Origin of the sequence: Aeromonas sp. SE22 (assembly GCF_038739755.1) — a bacterium.
GTDB classification, from domain to species: domain Bacteria; phylum Pseudomonadota; class Gammaproteobacteria; order Enterobacterales; family Aeromonadaceae; genus Aeromonas; species Aeromonas jandaei.
Map to the genome: position 1 here is coordinate 1 of NZ_JBCGFD010000022.1, position 25,044 is coordinate 25,044.

Annotated in this window: 21 protein-coding genes, 1 pseudogene and 1 riboswitch; of the genes and pseudogenes, 11 read left to right on the top strand and 11 right to left on the bottom strand. The window is 61.5% G+C overall.

Annotated elements, in window-relative coordinates; genetic code table 11:
* Window positions 1-269 precede the first annotated feature (269 nt).
* A riboswitch (cyclic di-GMP riboswitch) is annotated at window positions 270-356 on the top strand.
* 87 nt (window positions 357-443) lie between these two features.
* The 3 genes and pseudogenes from AAHA39_RS19845 to AAHA39_RS19855 form a co-directional block, all read left to right on the top strand.
* Window positions 444-761 carry a fimbrial protein gene (locus AAHA39_RS19845; RefSeq protein WP_320657278.1) on the top strand — a complete coding sequence of 106 codons (318 nt, stop codon included), beginning with the start codon at window positions 444-446 and terminating at the stop codon, window positions 759-761.
* Window positions 762-1,106: 345 nt separating this feature from the next.
* Entirely contained in the window at window positions 1,107-3,854 is a 2,748-nt protein-coding gene (locus tag AAHA39_RS19850) for a collagenase (RefSeq protein ID WP_320657277.1), read from the top strand.
* A gap of 176 nt (window positions 3,855-4,030) precedes the next feature.
* Window positions 4,031-4,813: pseudogene (locus AAHA39_RS19855) on the top strand (SanA/YdcF family protein); the annotation flags it as partial.
* 105 nt (window positions 4,814-4,918) lie between these two features.
* Here AAHA39_RS19855 and AAHA39_RS19860 read toward each other — a convergent pair.
* Window positions 4,919-5,935: a chemotaxis protein gene (locus AAHA39_RS19860; protein WP_041209293.1), complete on the bottom strand. Its 1,017-nt coding sequence runs from the start codon at window positions 5,933-5,935 to the stop codon at window positions 4,919-4,921.
* A 203-nt stretch (window positions 5,936-6,138) separates the two neighbouring features.
* Here AAHA39_RS19860 and AAHA39_RS19865 point away from each other — a divergent pair, with 203 nt between their 5' ends.
* Entirely contained in the window at window positions 6,139-6,858 is a 720-nt protein-coding gene (locus tag AAHA39_RS19865; protein ID WP_320657276.1) for an SDR family NAD(P)-dependent oxidoreductase, read from the top strand.
* Here AAHA39_RS19865 and AAHA39_RS19870 read toward each other — a convergent pair.
* Window positions 6,845-8,911 carry a tRNA(Met) cytidine acetyltransferase TmcA gene (locus tag AAHA39_RS19870; protein ID WP_320657275.1) on the bottom strand — a complete coding sequence of 689 codons (2,067 nt, stop codon included), beginning with the start codon at window positions 8,909-8,911 and terminating at the stop codon, window positions 6,845-6,847. The genes AAHA39_RS19865 and AAHA39_RS19870 overlap by 14 nt on opposite strands.
* Window positions 8,908-9,219, bottom strand: a complete 312-nt coding sequence (locus tag AAHA39_RS19875) for an HlyU family transcriptional regulator (protein WP_124243183.1) — start codon at window positions 9,217-9,219, stop codon at window positions 8,908-8,910. The genes AAHA39_RS19870 and AAHA39_RS19875 overlap by 4 nt, the downstream gene beginning before the upstream one ends.
* A gap of 137 nt (window positions 9,220-9,356) precedes the next feature.
* Here AAHA39_RS19875 and AAHA39_RS19880 point away from each other — a divergent pair, with 137 nt between their 5' ends.
* From AAHA39_RS19880 to AAHA39_RS19890, 3 genes are all read left to right on the top strand, one after another.
* On the top strand, window positions 9,357-9,563 hold the full coding sequence (locus tag AAHA39_RS19880; protein ID WP_104016567.1) for a bacterioferritin-associated ferredoxin: 207 nt from the start codon (window positions 9,357-9,359) through the stop codon (window positions 9,561-9,563).
* 83 nt (window positions 9,564-9,646) lie between these two features.
* Entirely contained in the window at window positions 9,647-10,123 is a 477-nt protein-coding gene (bfr, locus tag AAHA39_RS19885) for a bacterioferritin (RefSeq protein WP_033115562.1), read from the top strand.
* Window positions 10,124-10,295: 172 nt separating this feature from the next.
* Entirely contained in the window at window positions 10,296-10,754 is a 459-nt protein-coding gene (locus AAHA39_RS19890) for a methylglyoxal synthase (RefSeq protein WP_033115561.1), read from the top strand.
* A 260-nt stretch (window positions 10,755-11,014) separates the two neighbouring features.
* Here the strand turns inward: AAHA39_RS19890 and AAHA39_RS19895 are convergent, their stop codons facing one another.
* Together AAHA39_RS19895 and AAHA39_RS19900 are read right to left on the bottom strand one after the other, a co-directional pair.
* Window positions 11,015-12,166: an iron-containing alcohol dehydrogenase gene (locus AAHA39_RS19895; protein ID WP_320657274.1), complete on the bottom strand. Its 1,152-nt coding sequence runs from the start codon at window positions 12,164-12,166 to the stop codon at window positions 11,015-11,017.
* Window positions 12,167-12,309: 143 nt separating this feature from the next.
* Window positions 12,310-12,765 (bottom strand): hypothetical protein, encoded by a 456-nt coding sequence (locus AAHA39_RS19900; protein ID WP_033115559.1) that lies wholly within the window; start codon window positions 12,763-12,765, stop codon window positions 12,310-12,312.
* 472 nt (window positions 12,766-13,237) lie between these two features.
* On the opposite strand from AAHA39_RS19900, the gene AAHA39_RS19905 reads away from it, so the two are divergent.
* A complete protein-coding gene (locus AAHA39_RS19905) occupies window positions 13,238-14,710 on the top strand; it encodes a C69 family dipeptidase (protein ID WP_320657273.1) in 1,473 nt (490 codons plus the stop codon).
* A gap of 61 nt (window positions 14,711-14,771) precedes the next feature.
* On the opposite strand, the gene AAHA39_RS19910 is transcribed toward AAHA39_RS19905, so the two are convergent.
* Genes AAHA39_RS19910 through AAHA39_RS19920 form a run of 3 tightly spaced genes read right to left on the bottom strand, consistent with a single transcriptional unit; the run spans window position 14,772 to window position 16,297 of the window.
* A complete protein-coding gene (locus tag AAHA39_RS19910) occupies window positions 14,772-15,518 on the bottom strand; it encodes an SDR family oxidoreductase (protein ID WP_320657272.1) in 747 nt (248 codons plus the stop codon).
* A 57-nt stretch (window positions 15,519-15,575) separates the two neighbouring features.
* Window positions 15,576-15,821 (bottom strand): DUF3624 family protein, encoded by a 246-nt coding sequence (locus tag AAHA39_RS19915; RefSeq protein WP_320657271.1) that lies wholly within the window; start codon window positions 15,819-15,821, stop codon window positions 15,576-15,578.
* Complete coding sequence (locus AAHA39_RS19920) at window positions 15,818-16,297, bottom strand: GNAT family N-acetyltransferase (RefSeq protein ID WP_320657270.1); 480 nt, start codon at window positions 16,295-16,297, stop codon at window positions 15,818-15,820. The genes AAHA39_RS19915 and AAHA39_RS19920 overlap by 4 nt, the downstream gene beginning before the upstream one ends.
* A 187-nt stretch (window positions 16,298-16,484) precedes the next feature.
* On the opposite strand from AAHA39_RS19920, the gene AAHA39_RS19925 reads away from it, so the two are divergent.
* The gene (locus AAHA39_RS19925; RefSeq protein WP_201909818.1) at window positions 16,485-17,927 is read left to right on the top strand and encodes a RimK family protein; all 1,443 of its coding nucleotides are present in this window, start codon (window positions 16,485-16,487) and stop codon (window positions 17,925-17,927) included.
* Window positions 17,928-17,954: 27 nt separating this feature from the next.
* Window positions 17,955-18,494: an MgtC/SapB family protein gene (locus tag AAHA39_RS19930; RefSeq protein WP_042032827.1), complete on the top strand. Its 540-nt coding sequence runs from the start codon at window positions 17,955-17,957 to the stop codon at window positions 18,492-18,494.
* A gap of 73 nt (window positions 18,495-18,567) precedes the next feature.
* Here AAHA39_RS19930 and AAHA39_RS19935 read toward each other — a convergent pair whose 3' ends face one another.
* The 3 genes from AAHA39_RS19935 to AAHA39_RS19945 form a co-directional block, all read right to left on the bottom strand.
* Complete coding sequence (locus tag AAHA39_RS19935; protein WP_320657269.1) at window positions 18,568-20,196, bottom strand: alpha-amylase family protein; 1,629 nt, start codon at window positions 20,194-20,196, stop codon at window positions 18,568-18,570.
* Between the two features lie 109 nt (window positions 20,197-20,305).
* A complete protein-coding gene (locus AAHA39_RS19940; RefSeq protein WP_320657268.1) occupies window positions 20,306-22,273 on the bottom strand; it encodes a TonB-dependent copper receptor in 1,968 nt (655 codons plus the stop codon).
* Between the two features lie 245 nt (window positions 22,274-22,518).
* A complete protein-coding gene (locus AAHA39_RS19945; protein ID WP_320657267.1) occupies window positions 22,519-22,776 on the bottom strand; it encodes a DUF2442 domain-containing protein in 258 nt (85 codons plus the stop codon).
* Window positions 22,777-23,035: 259 nt separating this feature from the next.
* On the opposite strand from AAHA39_RS19945, the gene AAHA39_RS19950 reads away from it, so the two are divergent.
* The gene (locus tag AAHA39_RS19950; protein ID WP_320657266.1) at window positions 23,036-25,030 is read left to right on the top strand and encodes an LTA synthase family protein; all 1,995 of its coding nucleotides are present in this window, start codon (window positions 23,036-23,038) and stop codon (window positions 25,028-25,030) included.
* Window positions 25,031-25,044 lie beyond the last annotated feature (14 nt).

Genomic DNA, 25,044 nt, shown 5'->3' on the forward strand with positions numbered 1-25,044 from the left:
GGTAATCAGGTAATCAGGTAATCAGGTAATCAGGTAATCAGGTAATCAGGTAATCTACCGTTTTATATACTCAGGATATGGCAAGTTATTTTTATAAAATAAAACATATTAATACCTGTTACGAAAAATGAACTGAAGAACCTATTAGATTTAGATGAATGGGAGTCATTTACTATGGTCATAACACTCAATACAACGGATGTGTGCTTGATATCCCAGACTTTTTTAGGATGATTGATTTCACAAAGTGGGGTGTTATCATCTACACATAGAGTAAAGGGCAAACCGATCGAAAGGTCGGGACGCAAAGCCACCGGTCTAAGGGTTACCATGCCTAAGACAGCGGAGCCGCCATCTGAGAAGATTGATGTCGTTGTTTGTGTGCATCTTCTTCATATTGCGTTGCCCTTTTCGTACCACCCAGTGACGAAAAGGACATTAAAATGAAAGCTCAAGACTTCCTCTCCCGCTTATCTCGTAAATCCGCATTGTCAATCTGTTCTGCGTTGCTTGCTGGCACATCGCTGATGCCAATGGCAGCATCTGCATACGATGGCACTGTCACTTTCAGTGGAACCATCTATGAGACCCCATGCAATTTTTCTGACAGCAGCGTGACCTGCTATTCAGGCTCCAGCCAGCAGAGCATGGCTTTGAATAAACTGTGGCAAAGTGGTCAAACCCATCTCCTCAGCAACACCATCAGCTATAAAGTTGCTGATAGTGGCAGCATGACCATTGTGACTGTCAGCTATCTCTGAGGGCCCTTCGCGGCATTAGAGGTATATCGCTGGATTTGCGGCTAACAACGGGTCTGCCGCTCTCTAGAACCGGCCAACACCGGGATGAGAGAGCGGAGGTTCATTCAGTCAACAGACCTGGCCTCAATAACCGGATGTGATGTTGCTCTCATTTTCGTGATTTCATCCCATACATGAGAATGTCTCATGTGAGCCTTTACTACTGCTGAAGCACCCTCATACCACCCGCCCGAAAAATAAAGCACATCTTATTGATTTTTATCTTTTTTAAATCACCATTGATATTCTTTTGAATCCCTATAAATTGCCTGTCGGTTACAACGCAGACAATAACAAGGGATAAAAATGAATCGTTCAGGTTCCGGGTGGCTGCTATTGGCAGCACCTCTGCTTTTTGCCTCCTCAACACAGGCCAACTACTCCCCCAGCGACTGGCAACAGTACCAGCTGACCGGGGAGTCGAGCCGGCAACTCGCCGCGCGCATCACCGAGATCACCTACGAGCTCAAGGCTCGCAGCACCAGCGCGCCCTATCAGCAGCTCAGGGTCTATCGCCGCTTTGACTGGCAGGGGAGCGACCTCGCGGCCCTCGCCGAGCAGCAGTGTGGCGAGCCTCAGCTCAGGGTGGAATCCGGCTGGCAGATCCGCTTCGTCCGCTGCGAAGATCGGGTTCCGGCCGGCAAGCTGATCCCCGCCAGCAGCTATGACTTCGGCTATGGCATGAAACAGGGCCGCTGGGAGCAGCTGGCTGGCACGCCGACCGCCACCCGCCAGGATCGCCTGCCACTCCCCTCTGCGGTGATCCTGGGGCAGAGCGAGCGCGAACTGGACCGCTGTGAACTCAACGCACAGGGGCGCTGCGCCGAGCCGGAGTGGCACTACCAGCCACAGGATTGGCAACAACTGCATGTGCTGGAAGAGAGCCCCAGCGAACGGGATGGCCGGCTGGAGCAGATCTTCTTTCGCCTGCAGCCGAACAGCGGCTCTCAGGCGGCCGCTCAAGTGAGCGAGATCCACGTCTGGCGCCGTTATCAGTGGCAGCTCGATCAGCTCACGCCACAGCAGGAGTGCGACGAACCGCAGGAGCGCAAGGAGGGAACCAACACCATCCGCTATCGCATCTGCCGTCAGGTGATCCCGGCTGGCAGCAACGTCGCCGTAACCCTCAAGGACAGTGGTTACCAATACTCGATCGCCGGGGGCGAGTGGCAGCCGCTGCCGGAAACCGACGAGTGGCAGGAGAGCAGGGTTCTCAATCGCCCCATCATCCTTGATAGCAAGGAGGAGCAGCTGGAGTGTCGCCGCGCCAACGGCCGCCCCTGCTCGGAGCCCGAGCAACCCGATACGGATCTGCTCGATGCCGACGCCGCCAAGCTGGTGGCCGATGTGAGCGGGCAGAACAGCCCAGCATGGCAGCCGGACTATGGTCACGACGATGCCAAGCTGATGGCGGTGGTGCGCGGCATGCGTGCCCTGCTGGCGGCCAATCAGCCGACCCATCCGGCGATGGACAAGCTGCTCTATTATGTGCGCGCCCACAACTATCACGGCGGTATCAAGCAGGAGAGCGATCAGGTCGCCCGCGCACTGGCTGGCGTCATGATTGACCTGCTCAACCACCCCTTGCTGCTGGGTGCGGAACCGCAGGATCAGGCCGGAACCGTGCTGGAAGCGTGGAGCGTGGCCGCCCAGGGGCAGCTGGGACAGGAAGCCTTCCGGCAAAGCGCCGCGCCCATGCTGGCCCAGCTCAATCAGGCGCTCGGCTATGCAGTGCAACATGCGGCGCAGATCAATGGCCACAAGCCCTGGGCTGACGGGCTGTTCGAACTGCTCAATCTGGTCGATCAGAGCGCATCCTATGGCCAGCAGGCGGACTTCACCGCCACCGTGCTGGCGCAGGAAACGGCCATCCGCCAGAACCTGCGTCTGCTCGGCATGAGCGAGCTGGCACTCTGGAAACAGCGTGACGGTTCACGGGATCTGTTTATCTTCAACAACATCCTCGATGCCCACAGCCGCCTCTATCAAATGATGCGCTACACCAGACCGGACGAGGCAAACAGCTATCGCCAGCAGCTCGACCGCGATGTCATCGCCATCATGCGCCAGCACGGGCTGGTTCCGGGAGGCAACCATCCCGCAGCCCTGCTGGAAGAGGTCTCCCTCACCCTCTCCAGCTACTACCTCACCTACACGGATCGCACCAGCGAAGCCTGTGTCAGCGGCGAGTTTGCCGGGCTCTGCACCCCAATCCGCATGGAGGATATCCTGCCCTTCGAGCACACCTGTTCGCCGACCCTGCGCCTGCGTGCCCAGGATCTTACCCAGGCTCAGGCCGAAGGGATCTGCCGCGAGCTGGGTGAGGAAGAGCAGCATTTCCACCAGCTGATGGAAACCGGCGAACAACCGGTGGCGGATGATCACAACGAGGCGCTGGAGCTGGTGATCTTCAACTCCTCCGCCGACTGGAGCCGGTACGGCGGCGCCCTCTTTGGCGTCTCCACCGACAATGGCGGCATCTACATCGAAGGAGATCCGGCTCGCCCCGGCAATCAGGCCCGCTTCTTTGCCTATGAGGCCGAGTGGAAACGCCCCGCCTTCCAGGTGTGGAACCTGCGCCACGAGTATGTTCACTATCTCGACGGCCGCTTCAACCAGTACGGCAGCTTTGGCCACTATCCCCTCAATCGCACCACCTGGTGGGCCGAGGGGGTGGCGGAGTACATCGCCCATGGCCAGTGCTTTGCCAGAGGTCTGGACAATGTGAGCAACCGCCCCGCCAACCAGCGGCCGACTTTGGCATCCATCCTGCACCTTGATTACGACCAGGGGGGCGAGATGGTCTACTCCTGGTCCTACACTGTGCACCGCTTCCTCAACGATACCGGTCGCAATGCCAGCTGGCTGGCGATGGCGCAGGCACTGCGCAATCCGGATCGGCAGCAGGCGCTGAGCGACTTCGAGGCAGAGCTCGACAAGCTGATCGCCAATGACAGCGCAGCCTATCAGGAGTGGCTGAGCCGGGATCTGTTGCCATGGTGGCAAGCCAACAAGGAGTCGGAAGCCTGCAAGGCCAATGACTCGGCTCACTGATCCGGGCCTGCAAACGTCGAGGGGCTGCCAGCGCAGCCCCTCTTTATATCCGTGATTTCCTGCGACACACCCTGCCCCAATGCGTTCCGCTACTGCTATCAAGCCTGACGCCAACAGCCGAGTTGTAATAGAATGCCGGAAGCCATTCCCAATTTCAGACCCAAACCGCATCGCGCATGAAGAAGTTTGCCAAGATCCTCCTCGCCTGCCTGCTGTCACTGCTGGCCCTGATTGCCTCGGTGCTGGCCTATAGCGAGTGGATCGTCTCGGATGCACGCCACTACACCTTCGACAAGGTGAGCGACGTGCCATACAACCGGGTTGCCGTGGTGCTGGGCACCTCCAAATACCTCTCGGGCGGTGGCCCCAACCACTACTTCAAATACCGCATCAAGGCGGCGGCCGAGCTCTACAACAATGCCAAGGTGGACTACATCCTGGTCTCCGGTGACAACGCCACCCTGCAGTACAACGAACCGCGCCAGATGCGGCGCGCCCTCATCAAGGCGGGGATCCCGGCCTCCGCCATCTACATGGATTTCGCCGGCTTTCGCACCCTCGACTCTGTGGTCAGAGCCAAAGAGGTGTTCGGTCAGGATCGCTTTACCGTGGTCTCCCAGGGCTTTCACAACGAGCGAGCCATCTTCATTGCCCGTCACTTTGGCATCGATGCGGTCGGCTTCAACGCCGATGATCCCAGCGCCTATCAGGGCATCCGTACCCGGATCCGCGAGGTGTTTGCCCGGGTGATGGGGCTGGTCGATCTCTACGTGCTGGACAAGGGGCCCAAGTTTCTCGGCGAACCAGTCCATATCGGTCTGCCGATCCCCTGCCTGTCGCTCAGCACCATCGGCACTGTGCAGCCCTGCATCAAGCCGCCCAAGCCTGCCGAAGAGCCGGCCAAATCGGCTATCGAACTGCCGATTGCCCCCTCAGCAGCCAGTGCCAGCGTTGCCTCCTGAGGGTGACGCTTGATCAGGAAAAAACTGCCTGACCTTCGGATAACCAGTAAAAGCAAAACGGCCACCCCATAAGGTGGCCGTTTTCTCTTGGCTAATCCGCTATCAGATATTGTTGGCGGGCGAAGGGAGTGCTATCCCCAGCAGCATGTGATCCATCATCCCCACCATCCGCCCAATCTCGGGTTTGGTGATGGTATCGTTCGCCCCCAGTTGCAGCGCCTTCTGGCGGTTGTCATCGCTCATCAGCGAAGAGAACATCACGATGGGCATCTCCTTGTAGGAGGGGGTCTCCCGCAACCGCTTGAGCAAATGCATGCCGTCCATGCGCGGCATCTCCACATCGGTGATCACCGCGTTGACGAAGCCGGTCACCGGCATCCTCTCCTCCTGGGCCAGACGATCGAAATCCGTCATCATCTCCAGTCCCTCTCCCCCATCCTTGGCAGTGATCACGTTATAACCGGCGGTGCGCAGGGTGGTTTCGATCATCTTGCGGATAAAGGCCGAGTCGTCCACCACCAGAATGGTTTTGCTCTGACGCAGCGCCATCATGCGATCGTCGATGATCACCTTGCGATCCTGAGTGACGTCGTACTTCTCCATGCTGAGCTCGGGGTTGATATCGGCGATGATCTTCTCGAAATCGAGGATCATGATGAGGTTGCCATCGCGCCTGACCACCGCCACCACGCAGTCATTCTCCCCCGCCTCCAGAAACTGGCTGGGTGACTCCACATCCTCCCAGGAGACCCGGTGAATCCTGCTGACGCTGTCGATCAGAAAGCCGTTGGCCATCTTGTTGAAGTCGGTGACGATCACAACCTTGTGGCTGGGGTCCGGGTTGGTCTTGATGCCGAGCCAGCCCGCCAGATCCACCAGCGGGATGAGGCGATCCCGCAGGGAGAATACCCCCACCATGTGGCGCTGGGCATTGGGGTAATCGGTGGTTTCTGGCACCCGGATCACCTCGCGCACCTTGGCGACGTTGATCCCGTAGTAGGCGATCTTCTCGCGCCCGTCCGGCAGCTGCTTCTTGAGGTGAAATTCGATGATCTCGAGCTCGTTGGTGCCGCTCTCGGTCAGAATGGATTTACGCTCTTCCCCGTCTTTGGCCATCATGGTGACTCTCATGCTCTGGTTGCGCAGGCAGCACTCCGCTGCGGTTTTCCCTCAGTATAGGAATGGAATTAGCCCAGCGGCTCGGATCTCGGCAAGATTGCAGCCTTAACCGCTTGATCCCGCAGGCTGGCACGATCGTATCTGCAAATCAGGACAACATTGGCAGATGGTGACCCCCACCATGCCCTCATAAGGAGCCAGAGATGAGTGAAGGTGTCGTCGTGATTGGCGCTTCTGGCGGTATCGGGGCGGCGCTGGTCGCACACTGGTTGGCGGCTGGTGTCGGGCCAGTGATTGCCATCAGTCGTCAGCCCGCACCAGCAGGGGCCTCCTCGCCGGCCTTGCACTGGCTATGTTGCGATTACAGTGATGAGCAGATGACAGCTGCGGTAGCCCGTATCGCGGAATTGGCGCCGCGACCCCATCGGGTGGTGATCTGCAACGGCATCCTGCATCAGGGGGAGATCCAGCCGGAGAAGCGGCTAGAAGCACTCAATCTCGCGGCCATGACCCGTCTCTACCAGACCAACGCCTTGCTGCCGCTGCGCTGGATCAGCCAGCTGTTACCGCTGTTTGGCCGCGAGCCTTGCACTCTGGCCGTTCTCAGCGCCCGGGTCGGCAGCATTGGCGACAACCGGGCGGGCGGCTGGTATGGCTATCGCGCATCCAAGGCCGCCCTCAACATGCTGCTCAAGTGTGCCGCCATCGAGCTGGCCCGGCGGGCGCCCGGCGTCAAATTGCTGGCCTTCCATCCCGGCACAGTGGATACCCCACTCTCCCGCCCGTTTCACGCCAACGTACCAGCGGGAAACGTGCAGAGTCCCGAGGGGGTGGCCGGCCATCTGGTTAACCTGATGAACCGGCTGCAACCGGATGGCGAACTGAGCTTTCTCGACTGGCAGGGCAAACCTATCGAGTGGTAGGGGAGATCAGGAGACGCGCCAGCAGCGCCCGCAGCGCCTTGATCACGGCGGGCTTGCCCGCCAGTTGCAACCTAGCAGCCAGCGCCCCCCACTCTGCGTATTGCCAGATGGGGGCAATCAGCAGAGCACGTTCGTCAGGAGTCAGTGAAGCCAACACATCCAGATTGCCCGCCAGCCACAACTGCAGGCTCGACTGGCTCAGTTCGAACGGCTTGTGATGCAGGGCAAAGCACTCAATCTCGTCGCGCTCGAACTCGCCAAGCTTGGGCGCGGTGACGGTACTGCCTTGCAGGCATTGCCATACCAACTCGGGATCCAACGCGCTCAACTCGCCCGCCAGCAGGGTCGGCAGCTGGCGTACAAAACGCTGCTGCCATTGATTCAACTCGATCTCATGCTCGGGTTTCAGCGCTTTGAGCAGCAGGGCTGCGTGGCAGCCGCTGGCGGCATCCCGCTGCAGGCCGATGCGCAGCACCGCCAGCCCGGCCTTGCGCCAGAAGGGGAGCAGGTCGACGCTGGCCGAAAAGGCCGAGCCGAGGTAGTCGATACCTATCTGGCGATAGTGCTCCTCAAGCTTGCCAAGCAGCAGCGAACCCAGACCGTGGCGATGCAGCTCGGGGTGGATGGCGATGCGCATCACCCGGGCGTAGCTGCGCCCCCCCGCCGTTTTGAAACCGGCGTGGGCCAGCAGCGACTGGGGCAGCAGATGGCCGCGCGGACGGCGACGTCCGGCCCAAATCGCCTCGGCCAGTTCGGGTTCTATCCCCCCTTCCCGCGCCACCAAGGCCACTCCCAGCAGGCTCTCATCCTGCTCCAGCAGATGGATGTCGAGATCCGGGCTCTCCAGCAGGGACCTGAGATCGCTCGGCGTGGTCTGGTAGTGAGCCAGCACCAGCAGGCCGAACAGCTGGTTGAGCAACGCCTCGTCGCTCGCCAGCGCCTCCTGGCTGACCAGACGCCAGCTCGGGCTGACCGGCGGCAAGGGCGTTGCCACTTCGGCATTGAGGCCGAGCAGGCGGAAAATCAGCGGCTCCAGCGGATCGCGCTCACTCCAGCGGATGGGCTCAGAGAGGTGGAGCTCCTGCCACTCCGGGGTCTGGCTATCGAGCACCCGTTTGAAGCGCAGGTGAAAACCGCGCCCCGTCCCCTCGTAACCGTGCTCGGTGGTGGCAAACACAATGCGGCTGTGGCGGGCCAGCATGGCCTCAAGCAGCGGGGTCGGAATGGCGGCCGCTTCATCCACCAGCAGCAGATCGGGATTCATCGCCTCGTGCACCAGCCGATCCGGCGAGCAGTAGCTCAGCCCGCTCAGCTGTTCAGGCGTGGTATCTAACCCGCGAGCGGCGTGGGCAAACAGGGTGGTGACCGTCGCCTGCGAGGGGGCCGTCACCACTATGTTCAGCCCGGGTTGCTGGCGCAGCAGCTCGGCGGCGGCCAGTCCCAGCAAGGCACTCTTGCCGCGACCACGGTCGGCGCTCAGCACCAGCGGCCGGCGGCGATGACCGTGCAACACCTTGTGGATGGCGGGCAGTGCCCGCGCCTGATCGCAGCTCAGCCTGCGTTCGGGCCCAATCGGTTGCCAAGGCTGCGAGCAAACCGGCGGCTCCAGCGAGAGGGCAGGATCCCCGTCCAGCAACCGCACCAGCCGGGCGATAAAGCCGTGACCGGCCCGACCGGCCTCCTCTGGCTGGGCCACCAGCCGAATCCGGTCGGGATCCGGCCATGCGGGCCAGATCTCTCTGGGCGGCGTCAGCAGCAACAGCAAGCCACCAGCGCGCAGAGTGCCCGCCAGCGCCCCGAAGGCATCGGGATGAAAGCCGCTGAAGGCGTTAAACACCAGCGTGTCGCACTCCTGACCGAGCCGCTGCAACGCCTTGGCGGCGGGTTGCGGGACATAGCACTCGGGCCCCGCCCCCAGCCAGAAGACGGTCTCGCCGAGCAGGGATTGGGCGCGGGCAATGCAGTCGGCCTCCTCCCCCTCCAGCCAGATCAGTCGCCGCTCACCGGCGCGGGCCAGCGCCTCGCGCAGGCTGTTGAGCTCTGGCGGCGTCATGAAGCCTGGCTGTCAGCCGGTTTGCGGGGCTCGAACATGCGCTCCCCCATCTGATCGATAAAGGTGTGGGCCTTCTGCACCATGAAGCGCTCGGCATCGGCCGGATTGGCAAACAGATCGGAGCGGATAAAGCGGTGGGTTTGCAGCACGCCATCCACCTCTTTGGTGATGCGGCCTGCCAGCCGGTACTGACCACCTTCGGCCATGGGTTCCGGATAGATGAGATAGCCGGCATATTCGGTGGGGGTGACTTCCGCAGCCTTGGCTGGCTCGCCCCCGAACAGGGCGCTGAACAGTTTCTTGAGCATGATGGTTCCCTCTGTATCAGGGCATTCTCCCCAAGGGGGTGACAAGTGGCAAGCGGGGGATCTTATTACCAATGGTTATTTGCATTGCGAACCACTCTCATTTAGATTTCACTCAATTTCATATGAGGTAATCCACCATGTACGTCTGTTTGTGCCGCGGCATCACAGATACCCAGATCCGCAAGGCGGTGCAGTCAGGTAACAGCGAGTTCCGCCAGCTCAAGCAGTCGCTCGAGGTGGGCGCCCAGTGTGGCAAGTGCGTGCGCATGACCATGGAGATTATCGCTGCCGAGCTCGACAAGATGGAGCAGGAGCAAACCCCGCTCTACTACGAAGTGGCATGATCCGCCGCCATCCCGAAGTCGTCATGTTTCTCGACTAAGCTCTGATGATTGCCACTTCAGGCACGAACCAAGGAGCACTGTCGATGAAAGGAGACCCCAAGATCATTGCCCACCTCAACAAGGTACTGGCCAATGAGCTGATAGCCATCAACCAATACTTCCTGCACGCCCGCATCTACGATGACTGGGGCCTCAAGGCGCTCGGGCACAAGGAGTACCACGAATCCATCGACGAGATGAAGCACGCCGATGAGCTGGTCAAGCGGGTGCTGTTTCTCGAAGGGCTGCCCAACCTGCAGGATCTCGGCAAGCTGCGCATCGGTGAAACGGTGGAAGAGATGCTGCGCTGCGACCTCTCGCTGGAGATGGATGCCATTCCCGACCTGAAAGTGGCCATTGCCTACGCCGAATCTGTGCAGGATTACATCAGCCGCGACCTGTTTCAGGAGATCCTGGAAGATGAGGAGGAGCATGTGGACTGGCTGGAGACCCAGCTCGATCTCATCGATCGCATCGGGCTGGAGAACTACCAGCAGGCGCAGTTGCACCACGGCTCCTGATCGTCCAAAGAACTCAAATGAAGAGACCCGCTGCTGGCGGGTCTCTTCATTTGGGCCACCATTGCCCGAAAACTTTCCGACAGGATCACAGTTAATACGCCCGACACAGCATCTGTCATGGCTTTCGATTAGGATACGGCTCAATTCCAATCACAATGCTACGGATACCTTCATGGAACAGATTGCACGCGAGATGGCACCCCACAAGCGGGTGGCACTGGTCGCTCACGACAACATGAAAACCCCTCTGCTGAACTGGGTCATGCGCCGCAAGGAGGAGCTCAAGCTCCACCACCTCTATGCCACCGGCACCACCGGCACCATGCTCGGCAAAAAAGCCGAGTTGCCCATCACCTGCCTCTTCTCCGGCCCCATGGGTGGCGACCAGCAGCTTGGCGCCCTGATTGCCGAAGGGAAGATCGACGTGCTGATCTTCTTTTGGGATCCCCTCAATGCGGTGCCGCACGACCCGGATGTGAAGGCGCTGCTGCGACTGGCTGCGGTGTGGAACATCCCGGTTGCCACCAACGAAGCGACCGCCGACTTCATCATGGATAGCCCCCATATGCGGCAGGCGTTCAGCGTGCAGATCCCGGACTACGCCGGCTACCTCAAGGCACGTACCGAGTAACAGATACACCAAGGGCCGCAGCAAGCGGCCCTTGTTATTGCCGGGGATAGCCCCTGGTCAGCGCGGGTTGACCGGAAGATCGGCCAGCGGGATCGGCCAGCACTGATGAAACAAGTCGCTGGCGTGGTCGCGCGATTATTTCATCAGCGCAACAAACAAATTTTATAGCCAGCTTTTCTTGCAACAATCTTGTTTGGCGCTGACGCCTGCCACTCTGGCAGAGGGGTGAGAGCAAACCTCCGATCGTCCCTTCTGGCCGTTCAAAGCGCCTGGGCGAGGATCCGCGCTACCTGATCCGGGTCGATATCCTGCTGCTCCCCGAGTGCGGTGCGCCCGACCCGCTTGAGGTTGGAGCAGACCGCCGGAATACAGCTTTCGCTCAGACCATAGTCAGAGAGACGGGTGCCAAGCCCCATCTGCTGGAAGAACTGTTCGGTGCGGATGATCGCCTCTTCGATGCGCAGGGCATAATCCTCACGGCTGGAGTGCCACACCCGCTCGGCAAACTGGGCCAGCTTCTCCTGCTTCTGCGCGGCCCGCTCCCGCAGCAGGGCGGGGAGCACCACCGCCAGACTCTGGCCGTGGTCGAGCCCGTAAAGCGCCGTCAGCTGATGGCCGATGGCGTGGGAGGCCCAATCCTGCGGCACCCCGCAACCGATAAGGCCGTTGAGCGCCAGACTGGCCGCCCACATCAGATTGGATCGCACCTGATAGTTGGTCGGCTCCGCCAGCGCTTTGGGGCCGTTCTCCACCAGCACCTGCAGCAGCCCCTCCGCCAGTCTGTCCTGCACCTCGCCCCCCACCGGGAAGGTGAGGTACTGCTCGGCGATATGGACGAAGGCGTCCACCACCCCGTTGCCGGTCTGGCGCGGCGGCAGGCTGTAGGTGGTGGTCGGGTCGAGCACCGCAAACTGAGGCTGCACCAGCGGGCTTCTGAAGGAGATCTTCACATCTCCCCGGCTCACCACCGAGGTGGGATTGCTCTCTGAGCCGGTCGCCGGCAGGGTCAGCACACAGCCCATCGGCAGCGCCTTGTGTACGCTCGCCTGCTTGCCGCAGATATCCCAGGGATCATCCCCCTCGTAGCAGGCGGCGGCCGCGACAAACTTGGTGCCATCGACTACCGAGCCGCCACCGACCGCCAGCAGGAAGTCGATGCGCTCGCGCTTCACCTGCGCCACCGCCTCCATCAACAGCTCGAATCTGGGGTTGGCGCCGATGCCGGAAAACTCCTGCCACGTCACCCCCTCCAGCGCCCGGGTCAACTGCTCATACACCCCGTTTTGCTTGATGCTGCCACCGCCGTAGAGCACCAGCAGCCGGCTGCCGGGCGGGATCAGTTCGGGCAGGCTGGCGATCTGCCCTTCGCCGAAACAGATGCGGGTCGGATTGGCATATTGGAAGTTGTACACGGCGGACTCCTCGACTGGCTCAATGCGCGGACATTGTGCGCCTGTGGGGAGGTGAGGTCAAAAGAGGTGGCAGAAGCTTGCCCATCGGCGGTCGACACTGGCCCATCTGTGCCGACCGGGTATCTCACACAACAGTGACTGGATCAGGCGGTTTTGGCCTCATCTTTGGATGAGCTCTTCTTGCCGGTCAGGCGATCCATTGCCTCTTTCAGCATCGCATCTTTCTGCTCGTTGAGCGGCTTGCTCTGCTCGGCCCGCTCTTCCGGGGTCAGCTTCTTGTTGTCGGCGATAGCCTTGAGTTTGTCTTCTATTTCGTTGAATTTCTTGCGATCAAACCCGAGTGCCTTGTCCACCAGCTGCTGCACCACGCCCCCCTTGTCGGAGCTCATGTCGAGCGCCGGTGGCAGCTTGCTGTTCTTGGCCAGATGTTCATAGGTGAGCACCTGCTGGGCCTGACCGGTCATGCGCTGGGTGGAGAGGCTGACCATCTCCTCCCAGCCTCCACCCTGTCCGCCGCTACTGGCACTGTTGAGGGTGGCGAGGGCGCGGTTATTGGAGGCGCTCTGGGCAAGCTGCTGGCTGTAGGGTTTGATATCCATGAAGACTCCCGTTCTGTGTGCCGACCCGCCGGAGCGGGCCGACTGAATGCGGCGCTATGGGGTCTAGCCCCACCTTTGACAATAAAACCAGCAAGTTACAGGCCAACTTGTCAGATTGGGCGAGATCCCCGCGCTGGCAAGCCTGGCAGCGGTTACAGCCCCGATGCGGCGTCAGAATCATGACTCATCCGCTGCTTTTACCCCGATTTCCGACACATACCGCTGCCCTAAAAACACTGCACCCTATAAACCGCAGGAACGCTCCGTCGATCACAAAACAAACAACCAGCGAGGCATACAATTTTGGCGCACATCACAACCAGCCAGCCGTGTCATGGATGATCTGTTCGTAAAACCAATAACAGGCAGACCAATCTGCCGAGCTCGCTCCGCTGCCAGTTCGGAGTTGCGGCCTCCCCACACCTCATCCCCTCGTCTGACTCTCACTCACCGCAACCTTTCGGGCATAACTATGAAAAAACACACCTTGAGTCTTCTCTCCGCCACCCTGCTCACCCTGCTTGGCACCAGTGCCGACGCCTGTACCGGCCTTATCGTCGGCAAGGGGGCCAGTGCCGATGGCAGCGTGATGATCGCCAGAAACGAGGACTTTGGCGTCAACAACTGGAACAAGTACCTCGCCTTCCGGCCCGCGCAGCAGAACGAGGGCAAGGTCTGGAAGCTGGGCAACGGACTGGAAGTGCCGATGCCAAAGGCGTTTTTCGCCTACTCAGCCATTCGTGACTGGGATGCCACAGCCAGCGACCCCGACGGCAAGTATTACGAGGAGCGCGGCATCAACGAGTTCAACGTCGCCATTTCGGCCACCACCAGTGCCGAGGTCAACGACAAGGCCCAAAAAGCCGATCCGCTGATCGAGAAGGGAGTGATTGAAGCCATCATCCCCACCCTGATCCTGCCGCAGGCCAAAACGGCCAAAGAGGGGGTCGAGCTGCTCGGCCGCTATGTGGAGCAATATGGCGCCGGTGAGGGCAACAGCCTCTATCTAGCGGATGTGAACGAGGCCTGGCTGATGGAGATCGGCTCCGGCCACCACTGGATTGCGGTGCGGGTGCCGGACGACAGCTACGCCATGGTGGCCAACGGCCTGCGCATCCACGGCGTCAATCTCGACAGCGCCGATGTGCAGCACTCGCCCAAGCTGCTGGAGTTCGTACGCGAACACAAACTGCTGGATAACGCCGACCCGAAAGAGTTCAACTTCGCCAAGGCGTTCGGGGTCATCGCTGACCCGTATAACGTGGATCGGGAGTGGCTCGGCCAGAAAATGCTGACCGCCAGCCACCCGCAGCCGACCCGGCAGGCGCAATATCCGCTCTTTATGAAGCCGGATGCCCCCATCGCCGTGCCGGACGTAGCCAAACTGCTGAGCGCCACCTATGAGGGCACGCCGCTGGCGGACAAGGCGGAGCGGCCGATCCGCATCGATCGCCAACTGGAATCCCACGTCATCCAGCTGCGCAAGGAGATGCCCAAAGAGCTGCAGGGATTGATCTGGCAGAGCTACGGCGTGCTGGCCGAATCTGTGATGGTGCCGCTCTACAACACCCTGGAATCCTACCCCCTGCCCTATCGCACCGGTAGCGACAGCTACTCCGATGACTCTGCCTACTGGCAGTTCCGCAGCCTGACCGCGCTGGCTAGCGCCGATCCGGACAAGTACCTGCCGCTGCTGCGCGGCGTCTGGAGCAAGGAGAGCAACAAGCTTTACAAGGAGGTGGCGCTGCTCGACAAGAGCCTGAAGCAGGCGTATGCCAGCGACAAGGCTACCGCCATCGGGCTGGCCGCCGACTACTCCTATGGCCAGTTGGAGCAGACCTATCAGATGGCCAAAACGCTGCGCTACAAACTAATGACGGATCTCACCAAGCGCACCGAGAAGAAGTATTCGCCGGAGGAGTTCAAGAAGATCATGAGCCTGTGACCGGCTCGCCAACGCAAAGAGGCTCCCACGGGAGCCTCTTTCATTTCAGCCAATGCAGCGATCAGCGACGGCTGATATTGAGCGGGCCGAAGGTCTGCGCCACCGGCATGATCTCGATGCTGTTGATGTTGACGTGAGCCGGTTGCTGGCTCACCCAGAGCACGGTATTGGCGATATCTTCCGGCTGGATCGAATCCACCCCCTGATAGACGGAGGCCGCCTTGGCGTCGTCACCGTGGAAGCGCACGTTGGAGAACTCGGTGCCACCGCACAGGCCCGGCTCCACGTTGGTGACGCGGATGGCGGTGCCAGCCAGATCGGCACGTAGGTTGAGGCTGAACTGCTTCACGAACGCCTTGGTGGCGCCGTAGACGTTGCCGCCCGGATAGGGGTAGGTGCCGGCGATGGAGCCGATATTGATGACGTGGCCGCGATTGCGCGCCACCATGCCCGGCAGCAGCAGGCGGGTGAGCAGGGTCAGACCGCTGATGTTGGTGGCGATCATCTGCTCCCAATCTTCCAGATCCGCCTTGTGGGCCGGCTCCAGCCCCAGCGCCAGACCGGCGTTGTTGACCAGCAGATCCACCTCGCTCCACTCGGCTGGCAGCCCGTCGATGGCAGCGCGGGTAGCCGCCTTGTCTTGCACATCGAACGCCAGCGGCAGGAACTGCTCGCCCAACTCGTCGGCCAGCGCGGCCAGCCGCTCGGCGCGGCGACCGGTACCGATCACCTTGTAGCCCGCCTGCACCAGCTGGCGGCTGATGGACTCACCAAAACCGGACGAGGCGCCCGTTACCATTGCTATCATCTGAACCTCCATTATCTCAACCGATATTGTTATTTATGTTGTTGAAACCAATCTGATTTATTCATCGCTCAATTCACGTCCGGTCGCCTTGCGCCAGACAAATACCACCAGATGGAGCAGCAACAGGCCCGAGCCACCCAGCGCAAACAGCAGGCCGGTGAGGGCGTTGACCGAGGTGTCGGCGCCGCACCACCACCAGACCAGCCAGCCGACCATGCCGATGACAAAGGTCTGGCCGGCGCAGACCGGGCAGCACCCCAGCCTGGCCCTGATGGCGGTGGCAAGACAGTTGTCGCAGCTCATCCCCTCTCCTCTTCTCTCCTCTCTCCGGCCAGCTTCAGCACCAGCCGATGGGCATGCTGACCCGGGCCATAGTAGTCGGGCAGACGCTGGGTGGCTTTGAACCCCAGCCCCCGGTAGAGCGCCAGCGCCTCGGCGTTGGCATCGCCGACCTCCAGCCGGATCGCCCCCCAGCCAGCCTCCTGCCCTTCGCGGATCACCTGCTCCAGCAGGCGCCGCGCCCAGCCCTGACGACGGATGGTCCAGCGGATGGCGAGGGTCTGCACGATGAGACGATCCCACCCCTTGTGCTCCAGCAGACAGAGATAGCCCATCAGCTGCTCCTTCTCATCCAGCACCAGCAGGGTGCGGCCTCTGGACTGGGCGAGCAGATAGTGCCAGCGACTGCGGCCAAAGGCGACCTCGGGAGGAAAACAGTAGCGTTCCAGTTTAACGATGGCGCCCAGATCGCTGGGTCGGGCGGCGCGGACGGTCAACACGGGGAATCCTTGTTCGGTTATTTATCCTCAGCACCAAAAATGCGACTTGTATCACAAGTTACCAAGGCAGAATATTAGGCACTGTAACCTCTTGTTTCCCCTCGCGCCATTGTCGTGCTTGTCGGTGCATCGAAGCCCACTGGGGATCCTGCCGCTTAAGGCAGTTTCATCTGTGGAGCCGAAAAATATGAGTACCTACGTCATCGTCGAAGAGCTGGGCGACTGGCCTTGCCATGCCGATTATCTGCTGACCGCCCGCACCTACCTGCAACACGGGGTGCCCACCACCGGCGGCCGCCCCCGCATCATCAACCTCTGCCGCAATCTGGAACACCTGAGCGCCGGCTACTACTGCTCGCTGTTGGCCCAGGCCCGCGGCCACCACTGTCTGCCGGGTTTGCAGGCCATCAGCCAGCTGCAACCCCAGCAGCCACCGGCCAAGCTGTGGCGAAAATTGCAGGGGTGGCTTGCCCAGCAGAGCGAGGACCGAATCCGGGTGCGCGCCATCTTCGGCCAGTGTGAACAGAGTGAGCTGGCGGGGCTGGCCCGCTACTACTACGGCCTCAGCCAGCTGCCGCTGCAGGAGCTGACCCTCAAGCGCGGCCGCCACGGCTGGTCGGTGCGCCAGCAGCAGAGCCTGTCACCGCTGGCGCTGAGCCCAAGCGAGAAAGAGTTGATGCTGCACCACGCCCAGGCACTGGTGGGCACCGGCGACGAGGAGCAGGCGGCGCCGCTCTACCAGCTCGCCATTCTGGTCGACCCCAACGACGGCCGCGCCAGCAGCGATGCAGTGGCGCTGGAGCGCTTTATCAAAGCGGCCGCAGCGCAGGGGATCCGGGCCGAGATCCTGGCGCCGTCAGCCATCGAGCGGCTGCCGGAGTTCGACACCCTCTGGCTACGCTCCGAGACGGCAGTCGGCCACTACACCTTCGAATTTGCCCGCCGCGCCGAGCAGCTCAAGATGCCGGTGATCGACAGCTCCCGCGCCATCCTCGCCTGCAGCAACAAGCTCTATCTCTACGAGCTGATGGTGCGCAGCGGCGTGCCCATGCCACCCACCATGGTGGTGACCCGCCGCGGCCGCCACCATGTCGACGAGCTGGTGCAACGGCTCGGCCTGCCGCTGATGGTGAAGGTGCCCGACGGGGCACAGGGGCGGGATCTGGCCATGGCCAGCGACGAGCAGCAGCTGGCTCGCCTGCTGGACGAGGGGCTGGGGAGATCCGCCCTGCTGCTGGTGCAGAGCCGGATCCCCGCCGAGTTCGACTGGCGCATCGGCTTTCTCGATGGCTCTCCGCTGTTTGCTTGCCGCCGTTTCCGGCCCGAGCCCGGCAACCGCATCCGCCGCCGCAAACACCCTCTCGACATGAGCCGGATCGAGGCGCTTCCGCTCAATGAGGTACCGGAACGGGTGTTGCAGACTGCCCGCCGTGCGGTGCATCAGCTCGGCAACGGCCTGTTCGGAGTCGACCTGCGCCAGCAGGGGCGCGACTGCGTGCTGCTGGAAATCATCGACAATCCCTGGATACGTGGCGATATTGAGGACAGAGAGGCAAAGGACCTCTACGAGCGCCTCGCCCGCGCCTTCCGCCAGCGGCTGGAGAACCGGGGACAGAGCGCGGCCGGATAACAACAAGCATCGATTGCAGAGGTGGATATGATGACGACTGATTGGTGGGACATTGCTCCCCTTGGCTGGGAGAACATCCTGGTCTGTCTGGTGTGCGGCACTCTGGTAGGGCTGGAGCGCCAGCTGCGCGGCAAGCCGGTCGGCATCCGCACCTCCTCGCTCATCATCCTCGGCACCTACTGCTTTCTCGCCATCGGCGCCGCCCTCAGCCCCCAGAGCGCCGATCAGGCGCGGGTGCTGGGCCAGCTCATCACCGGCATCGGCTTTCTCGGTGCCGGGGTAATGATGACCCGGGATGGCCAGGTACTGGGGGTCACCTCCGCCGCCACTGTCTGGATGCTGGCCGCCCTCGGCGCCCTCATCGGCATGCAGATGCTCCATCAGGCGCTGCTGCTCACCGGCGTCACCCTCTCCATTCTGGTCGGCGTCGACTATCTGGAGACCAGCTTCAAGAGCCTGCGCCGCGGGGTGCACAACCGACTGGAGAGCTGGCGCAATGGCAACGGCAATGGTCACCCGCCAGCCGCTCCCCGCCCGGATGAGCTGGGCAGCGGCATCGAGAAGTAGAACGACACCGCGACGGGTATCGCCATGAAAAAGGGCTCCGCTATGGAGCCCTTTGCATTGGGTCGTGGTCGCGCTATTGCAGCAACAGGAAGCGACCGGTGAGGGGTGGCAACTCCACCGTTACGCTGCTGCCGCCAATGGCCAGGCTCTCGCCACTTTGCAAATCCACCAGCGCACTGCCGCTGCGCAGTTTGCCGACCGGCACTGCATAGCTCTGGGGGGTGCTTGAGACGTTGAGCAGGTAGACGATCTGCTCCGCTGCCGTCTCCTTGATGTCGCCATAGAGGCTCCCCTCGGCCACCAGCTTGACCCGCTCCCCCTGATAGAGGGCGGGGTGTTTGGCGCGCAGTGCCAGCAGCTGGCTGAGCCACTGCTTGAGCTCGGCCTGTTCGCTGCCCGGCACAAAGCCGGTGACTGCGGGCACCTTGCCGTCGCTGCGGGCCACGTGATCGTCGCACAATCCCAACGTCGCGCAGTCACCGCTCACCTTGGCGGCAAAGCCCGGTACCTCGTCGCCAAACTCCTCGCCGTAGTAGAGAGTGATGGGGCCGGAGCGGGCAGCGAGGAAGCTGAAGGCCGCCTTGTGGCGCTGCCAGTACTCAGCCAGATTGAAGTGACCTCGCTCCAGTAGATCGCCGAAACGCACCAGATCGTGGTTGCCCAGCATCAGGTTCGGCATGGCGTGATTCGGGTAGTTCTCCACCTTGTTCCAGCTGGCGTCGAGCACGCTGGCCCCCTGCCCGCCCTTGCCGGACTCCTCCACCGCCAGCGCCTGTACGATGCCGTAGCGCAGCGGGAAGTCGAACGCAGACGAGAGCGCCGGGTTGTCGCTCGACCCATACGCCTGGGCGCGGATCTCGTCGGCGCCCTTCCACACCTCGCCCACCATGTAGCCGAGGGTGCCCCACTGCTGACCGGCCGCCTTGCGCGCCGCGCTGGCCTGCGCCACCTCGCGGCGAATGGCGCGCCACTCATCGAGGCTCAGCTGATAGGCCTGATCGAGACGCCAGCCGTCGATGCCGTACTGCTCGATCCAGTAGCGGGCCACCTCCTTGAAGTAGGCGAGACTCTGGGGCTGGCTGTAATCCACCAGCTGACCCGGATAACCGGCACCGCCGCTCTTGAGGGCGGGCAGCAAGCCGGCCGGTGAAGGTTTGCTCACCCCCACCTTGTTGACGTGGCCAAACACCCCGTCGAGGAAGACGTAGAGGCCGCGCTGATGAGCCCCATCCACCAGCTTTTTCAGCTGGGCGTTGCTGCCGAAGTTGGGGTCCACGTTGAAGAAGTCGCAGGCGAAGTAGCCGGTGGCATCGAGCTTGTCATCACCCCCTTGCCCCGCGCAGGAGTCGAACACCGGGGTGAGCCAGATGGCGTTGACGTTGAGGCTCTTGATGTGGTCGAGGCTGTCGATGATCCCCTGCAGATCACCGTTGTGGCGGGAGGGGCCGTAACCGACGCCGTAGTTGGCGCTGCCGTCACCGTCGACGAAGGACTCCACCATCACCTGATAGATGCGCAGATTGCAAGCGAGTTGCTCATCGCCGTAGCAGGCCCGACTGGCCGTGGCGACCGGAGGGTGAGTGACCGGAGGATTGACGGCAGGAGGCGTACTCCCCCCGCCAGAACTTCCACTGCCGCCGCAGGCGGCGAGTAACAGGGCGGCCCCGATGAGGCCGCCATAACGCAACGTTCCCTGTTTCATTGTCATGTTCCCGCTGTGAGCACAAGTGTCTGAATGCACCTGCTTTTCGCCATGATAGCGAGCGCTCGCAGAGGGGTCTGTGACTGAAAACGTTACCCGCTCGTCTTGCTCAGAGCACGCCGTCGGAGGCAAAACGGTAGTTGACCGAGATCCAGTAGGCACGCCCCGGCTCGGGAATGCGACCGCTCTGCTCATAGCCCAACCCGGCCTGACTGCTGTGTACCGACTTGGAGAGGTGCTCGTAGTAGAAGGTGTCGAACAGGTTGTCTACCCCGGCCGAGAGCTGCCACCCCTTGGCAAACTGCCAGGCGCCGCTCAGGTTCATGGTGAAGAAGCCAGGGGTCTCGCTCTGATCCTGACCGGCGACCGTGCCGGAGCCGACGTCTACCCGATCCTGCGCCGCCACGGCGCGCCCCAGCAGGGTGAAACTCAGCGATTCATCCGGCTGCCAGCCCAACGCCAGCTTGCCATCGAGGGGCGGCATCTGGGCCAGCGGTTTATTGTCGCTCTGGTTTTCGCCGTAGACCACCGCCAGACCACCATCGAGACGCCACTGCTCGGCAAACTGCCAGCGCCCCTCCAGCTCGCCGCCCCGGGTCTGGGCATCGATGTTGCGCACCTGGTTCGACTTGCTGTTGTAGAGCAGGTAATCCTTGATGTTGGCGCTAAAGAGGGAGAGGGTCAGATCCAGCTCGCGGCTGCGCAGAGCCAGCCCTGCATCCCACTGACGGCTGCGCTCCGGGTTGAGGGTGAACGGGGTGCTGTCCTTGTTGCGCTCCCAGTAGTCCGGCGCCCGCTCTGCCTGTCCCCACGCCAGATAGCTGGACCAGCGGGGCGACCACTGATATTCGTAGCGACCAAAACCGCTGTCGAGGTGCTCGGTCTCGCTGTAGAGGGTCTGATCCCCCGCACCATAACGGGTTGTCTCGACCCGATCCTGACGATAACCCCCCTTGTAGCTGTGGGCCCCCTGCTGGCGTCCCAGCTCGGCAAAGCCGCCCTGCTGCTCGAAACGCAGGGTGCGCTGGCGATCCTTGGTGGCATAGTCGACGCCACTCCGGCTACGGTGCTGATCCCGGTTGCTGTCGAGCCCGGCCGTCAGCAACCAGTCGGCTGGCAGAGCGATGTCGTTGGCCCAGCGCCCACCGGTGTTGCGGCGATCCGGGTTGGAGAGCATCTTCATGCCGCTGTTTGGCCGCAGACTGAAGTTGTCCATGATGTGGTCGATGTAGTTGTCCCACAGGGTCAGCTCGCTGCGCTGCCAGTGAGTGGTGATCTCCTCCTGCTTGAGCTTCAGCCCGAAGGATTCGCGATCAAACATGGGGCCATCCATAGTGCGGTCTGCATAGGCGGCGCGGGCATTGCTGCGCTCGGCGGTGAGTTCCAACCAGGTGTGCTCCCCCGGCGTCCAGCCCAGCTGGGCGGTGCCGTTCTCGCGGCGATAGAAGGATCGCACCTTGTTGCCATGGCCATCGCGGTAATCGTCGCTGTCAGAGTGGGTGAACTGACCGCGCAGATAACCGTCGGTCGAGCCTGCCGTCATGTCGACCATCTGGTCATCGCGGCCGAAGCTACCAAAGAGGGCCGAGGCGTCGCTCTTGAAGCCCGGCGCCATAAACTCGGGTCTGTCCCGCTCGAACAGCACGGTTCCCGCCAGGGTCGCCCCCTGCTCGAGGGATTGCGGCCCCTTGAGCACCCGGATCCGGTCAAAAGATTGGGGGAACACATAGGCAGTGGGCGGGTCCATGCGGCCGCCACAGCCACCAGCCAACATGCCGCCATCCATCTGCACGTTGAGACGGGACATCCCCATCCCCCGCAGCACGGGATCGCCACCCAGCCCCCCCTTGCGCACCATACTCATGCCGGTGACGTTTTTGAGATAACCGGCACCATCGGCCGCCGGCATGGGAGAGCCGGGTTTCTTGGGATCGAGGGTGACCTCCAGGGTGCTGGCGGGGCGACTCGCCACGACCACCATGGTTTCCGGTTGCTGAATCTGCTCCTGCCCGGCAGCGCCGTGACAGGCCAACCCTCCCACCAGCAGGGCAAGAGGAGTGCGCATATGACAAGCCATACATTTTCCTTATGTATTTGTTTGTTATGTTTTTTTCATCTTGCCAGCCAAACCTTTCAGCAAGGGAAAGGTTTGGCCTCTGGTCGCAAAAAAGGCCTGCTGCATGAGTGCGGCAAGCCTTGATCAGACGAAACAAAGCCAGGTTGGCAAAATGTTGCGCTGTTTTTACCCAATTTGATTCAGGAAGGCAAACGCCCAAACATTCCAGTAACAGGAATCTGGCGTTGGCTCACAAAAAGCAGGGATTAGCGGAAAGCTTCCCGCTCGTCCATCGGCATGATGAGGTGATAGACCTCATGGGCGGATAGCGTGCAGCCGACAGGCCACTCCAGCTGGTGGTGGCGGTTGATGAAGACCCGGGCGCAATGACGCTCCGTCCCCAGCGCAGCAAACAGCGGCTGACCTCGCCACGGGGTCAGATCCAGCACGCCTGTTGTGCCATCCGACAACACCAGAAACAGGCGCCATCCCTGCAAATAGTCGACATCGATAAAGACCGGCATCCTTCGGCTCCACCCAGATAATTCGCGGCAATTATAAATAGCTGTCATGACCCCATTAGCGCGTGGGCTCACACTTCCGGCAGCAGGTTATGCTGTGTGCAATGGCGGTCGGATGTCACACTTTTGCATAAGCAGCACGCAATTTATCTCTTTTACCGCGATCAGCGCGCAACCTTCTCCCCATCTCCTTGTCATATCTCCCAACAAAACAAAAAAAGCATCTGTGGACAGATGCTTACAGGCTCAATCAGGAACAACCATGACAACTCTGAAACAGCGGCTAGGCCCGTTCTGGCCTTTTGCCGTCTTCTGTGCGCTTGCCCTTGGCTCTCTGACCCTCAGCCGTATTGCGCTGGGGATTTGGCAACTGGAACGGGTCGATGCCGTCGCCGGCTGGCAGGAGATGCTGCTGCAAGGGATCCGGGTCGATTTTGCCACTATCTGCTGGCTCTGGGGTGTTCCGGCCATGTTTACCCTGCTGCTGGCCGGGCCTCACGCCATCGGTCGGGGCTGGATGCAGCTGATGCGCGTCTGGCTGACCGTCGGGCTCTGGCTGATGCTCTTCCTCGAGATCTCCACCCCCTCGTTTGTCACCGAATATGGCGTGCGCCCCAACCGCCTCTATGTGGAGTACCTCATCTATCCGAAAGAGGTGCTCTCCATGCTGTGGGCAGGCCGTAAAGCCGAGTTGCTGCTGGCGGTGGTCCTCAGTGGCGCCGTGCTGACCGGAGGCTGGTGGCTGAGCGGCCGTCTGCTGCGCGATCTCACCTTCCCGCGCTGGTACTGGCGGCCCGCCTTCGCCCTGCTCATTCTGGCCATAGGTTTTCTCGGTGCCCGCTCCAGCCTGGGCCATCGCGCCCTGAACCCGGCCATGGTCGCCTTTGCCGATGACCCGCTGGTCAATGCGCTGACCGTCAACTCCGCCTACTCCCTCTTCTTTGCCATCAAGCAGATGGGAGCAGAGGAAGATGCCAGCCAGTTTTACGGCAAGATGACTGACAAGCAGATTATCGAGATTGTGCGTCAGGAGAGTGGCCGGGCCGCCCATGAGTTCAGCTCCGACACCTTGCCGAGCCAGACCTTCAACGAAGCTAGCTACGGCGGCAAACCGAAGAATCTGGTGATCCTGCTGCAGGAGAGCCTCGGCGCCCAGTTCGTCGGCTCCCTCGGCGGCCTGCCGCTCACCCCCAACATCGATGCCCTGTCGCAACAGGGCTGGGCGTTCGAGCAGCTCTACGCCACCGGCACCCGCTCGGTGCGCGGCATCGAGGCCGTGCTGACCGGCTTCACGCCGACCCCGGCACAAGCTGTGGTCAAGCTCGGCAAGAGCCAGACCAACTTCTTCACCATCGCCGATCTGCTCAAACAAAGGGGCTACGACACCAGCTTTATCTACGGCGGCGAGAGCCACTTCGACAATATGCGCAGCTTCTTCCTCGGCAACGGCTTCACCACCATCGTCGAGCAGAAGGATTTCACCAACCCGGTCTTCAAGGGCTCATGGGGCGCCTCCGACGAGGACCTGATGGCCAAGGCTGACGAAACCTTCAGAGAACTGCACAAACAGGGCAAACCCTTCTTCAGTCTGGTATTCAGCTCCAGCAACCATGATCCGTTCGAATTTCCCGACAATCGCATCGCCCTCTATGAGCAGCCCCAGCAGACCCGCAACAACGCGGCCAAGTATGCGGATTACGCCATTGGCGAGTTCTTCAAAAAGGCGAGAAATTCGGAGTACTGGAAAGACACGCTGTTTCTGGTCATCGCCGACCACGACAGCCGGGTCAGTGGCGCCAGTCTGGTGCCCATTCCCCGCTTCCATATCCCGGGGGTTATCGTGGGCGACGGCATAGCGCCGAAGAAAGATCCGCGCATCGTCAGCCAGATCGACATGGCACCGACCCTGCTCTCCCTGATGGGGATCAGTGCCGACTATCCGATGCTCGGCAAGGATCTCACCCGCATGCCCGCCGACTGGCCGGGGCGCGCCATCATGCAGTACGACAAGAACTTTGCCCTGATGCGCGGCCAGGATGTGGTGATCCTGCAACCGGAACGTCCGGCGGAGGGGTATCGTTATGACGATGCCACCGAAACGCTGACGCCGGTGGCACAACCAGCCGCCATGAAAGAGGCGACGCTGGGGCTGGCGCTCTGGGGCAGCCTTGCTTATCAGAAGGGGCTCTACCGGACGGCTAAAGATGAGCGAACCGCCGCTGCCGAAGAGGCGCCATCAACCAGCGCAACCCGATAGAAAAAACCGCCGAA

Excerpts from the sequence above, each read along its gene's own strand:
- AAHA39_RS19925 (WP_201909818.1), top strand. The coding sequence starts at position 16,485 with ATGAGTACCTACGTCATCGTCGAAGAGCTGGGCGACTGGCCTTGCCAT.
- AAHA39_RS19930 (WP_042032827.1), top strand. The coding sequence starts at position 17,955 with ATGATGACGACTGATTGGTGGGACATTGCTCCCCTTGGCTGGGAGAAC.
- AAHA39_RS19860 (WP_041209293.1), bottom strand. The coding sequence starts at position 5,935 with ATGATGGCCAAAGACGGGGAAGAGCGTAAATCCATTCTGACCGAGAGC.
- AAHA39_RS19950 (WP_320657266.1), top strand. The coding sequence starts at position 23,036 with ATGACAACTCTGAAACAGCGGCTAGGCCCGTTCTGGCCTTTTGCCGTC.
- AAHA39_RS19900 (WP_033115559.1), bottom strand. The coding sequence starts at position 12,765 with ATGGATATCAAACCCTACAGCCAGCAGCTTGCCCAGAGCGCCTCCAAT.
- AAHA39_RS19870 (WP_320657275.1), bottom strand. The coding sequence starts at position 8,911 with ATGACGCCGCCAGAGCTCAACAGCCTGCGCGAGGCGCTGGCCCGCGCC.
- AAHA39_RS19910 (WP_320657272.1), bottom strand. The coding sequence starts at position 15,518 with ATGATAGCAATGGTAACGGGCGCCTCGTCCGGTTTTGGTGAGTCCATC.
- AAHA39_RS19935 (WP_320657269.1), bottom strand. The coding sequence starts at position 20,196 with ATGAAACAGGGAACGTTGCGTTATGGCGGCCTCATCGGGGCCGCCCTG.
- AAHA39_RS19875 (WP_124243183.1), bottom strand. The coding sequence starts at position 9,219 with ATGCTCAAGAAACTGTTCAGCGCCCTGTTCGGGGGCGAGCCAGCCAAG.
- AAHA39_RS19850 (WP_320657277.1), top strand. The coding sequence starts at position 1,107 with ATGAATCGTTCAGGTTCCGGGTGGCTGCTATTGGCAGCACCTCTGCTT.
- AAHA39_RS19905 (WP_320657273.1), top strand. The coding sequence starts at position 13,238 with ATGAAAAAACACACCTTGAGTCTTCTCTCCGCCACCCTGCTCACCCTG.
- AAHA39_RS19945 (WP_320657267.1), bottom strand. The coding sequence starts at position 22,776 with ATGCCGGTCTTTATCGATGTCGACTATTTGCAGGGATGGCGCCTGTTT.
- AAHA39_RS19845 (WP_320657278.1), top strand. The coding sequence starts at position 444 with ATGAAAGCTCAAGACTTCCTCTCCCGCTTATCTCGTAAATCCGCATTG.
- AAHA39_RS19865 (WP_320657276.1), top strand. The coding sequence starts at position 6,139 with ATGAGTGAAGGTGTCGTCGTGATTGGCGCTTCTGGCGGTATCGGGGCG.
- AAHA39_RS19890 (WP_033115561.1), top strand. The coding sequence starts at position 10,296 with ATGGAACAGATTGCACGCGAGATGGCACCCCACAAGCGGGTGGCACTG.
- AAHA39_RS19880 (WP_104016567.1), top strand. The coding sequence starts at position 9,357 with ATGTACGTCTGTTTGTGCCGCGGCATCACAGATACCCAGATCCGCAAG.
- AAHA39_RS19940 (WP_320657268.1), bottom strand. The coding sequence starts at position 22,273 with ATGGCTTGTCATATGCGCACTCCTCTTGCCCTGCTGGTGGGAGGGTTG.
- bfr (WP_033115562.1), top strand. The coding sequence starts at position 9,647 with ATGAAAGGAGACCCCAAGATCATTGCCCACCTCAACAAGGTACTGGCC.
- AAHA39_RS19915 (WP_320657271.1), bottom strand. The coding sequence starts at position 15,821 with ATGAGCTGCGACAACTGTCTTGCCACCGCCATCAGGGCCAGGCTGGGG.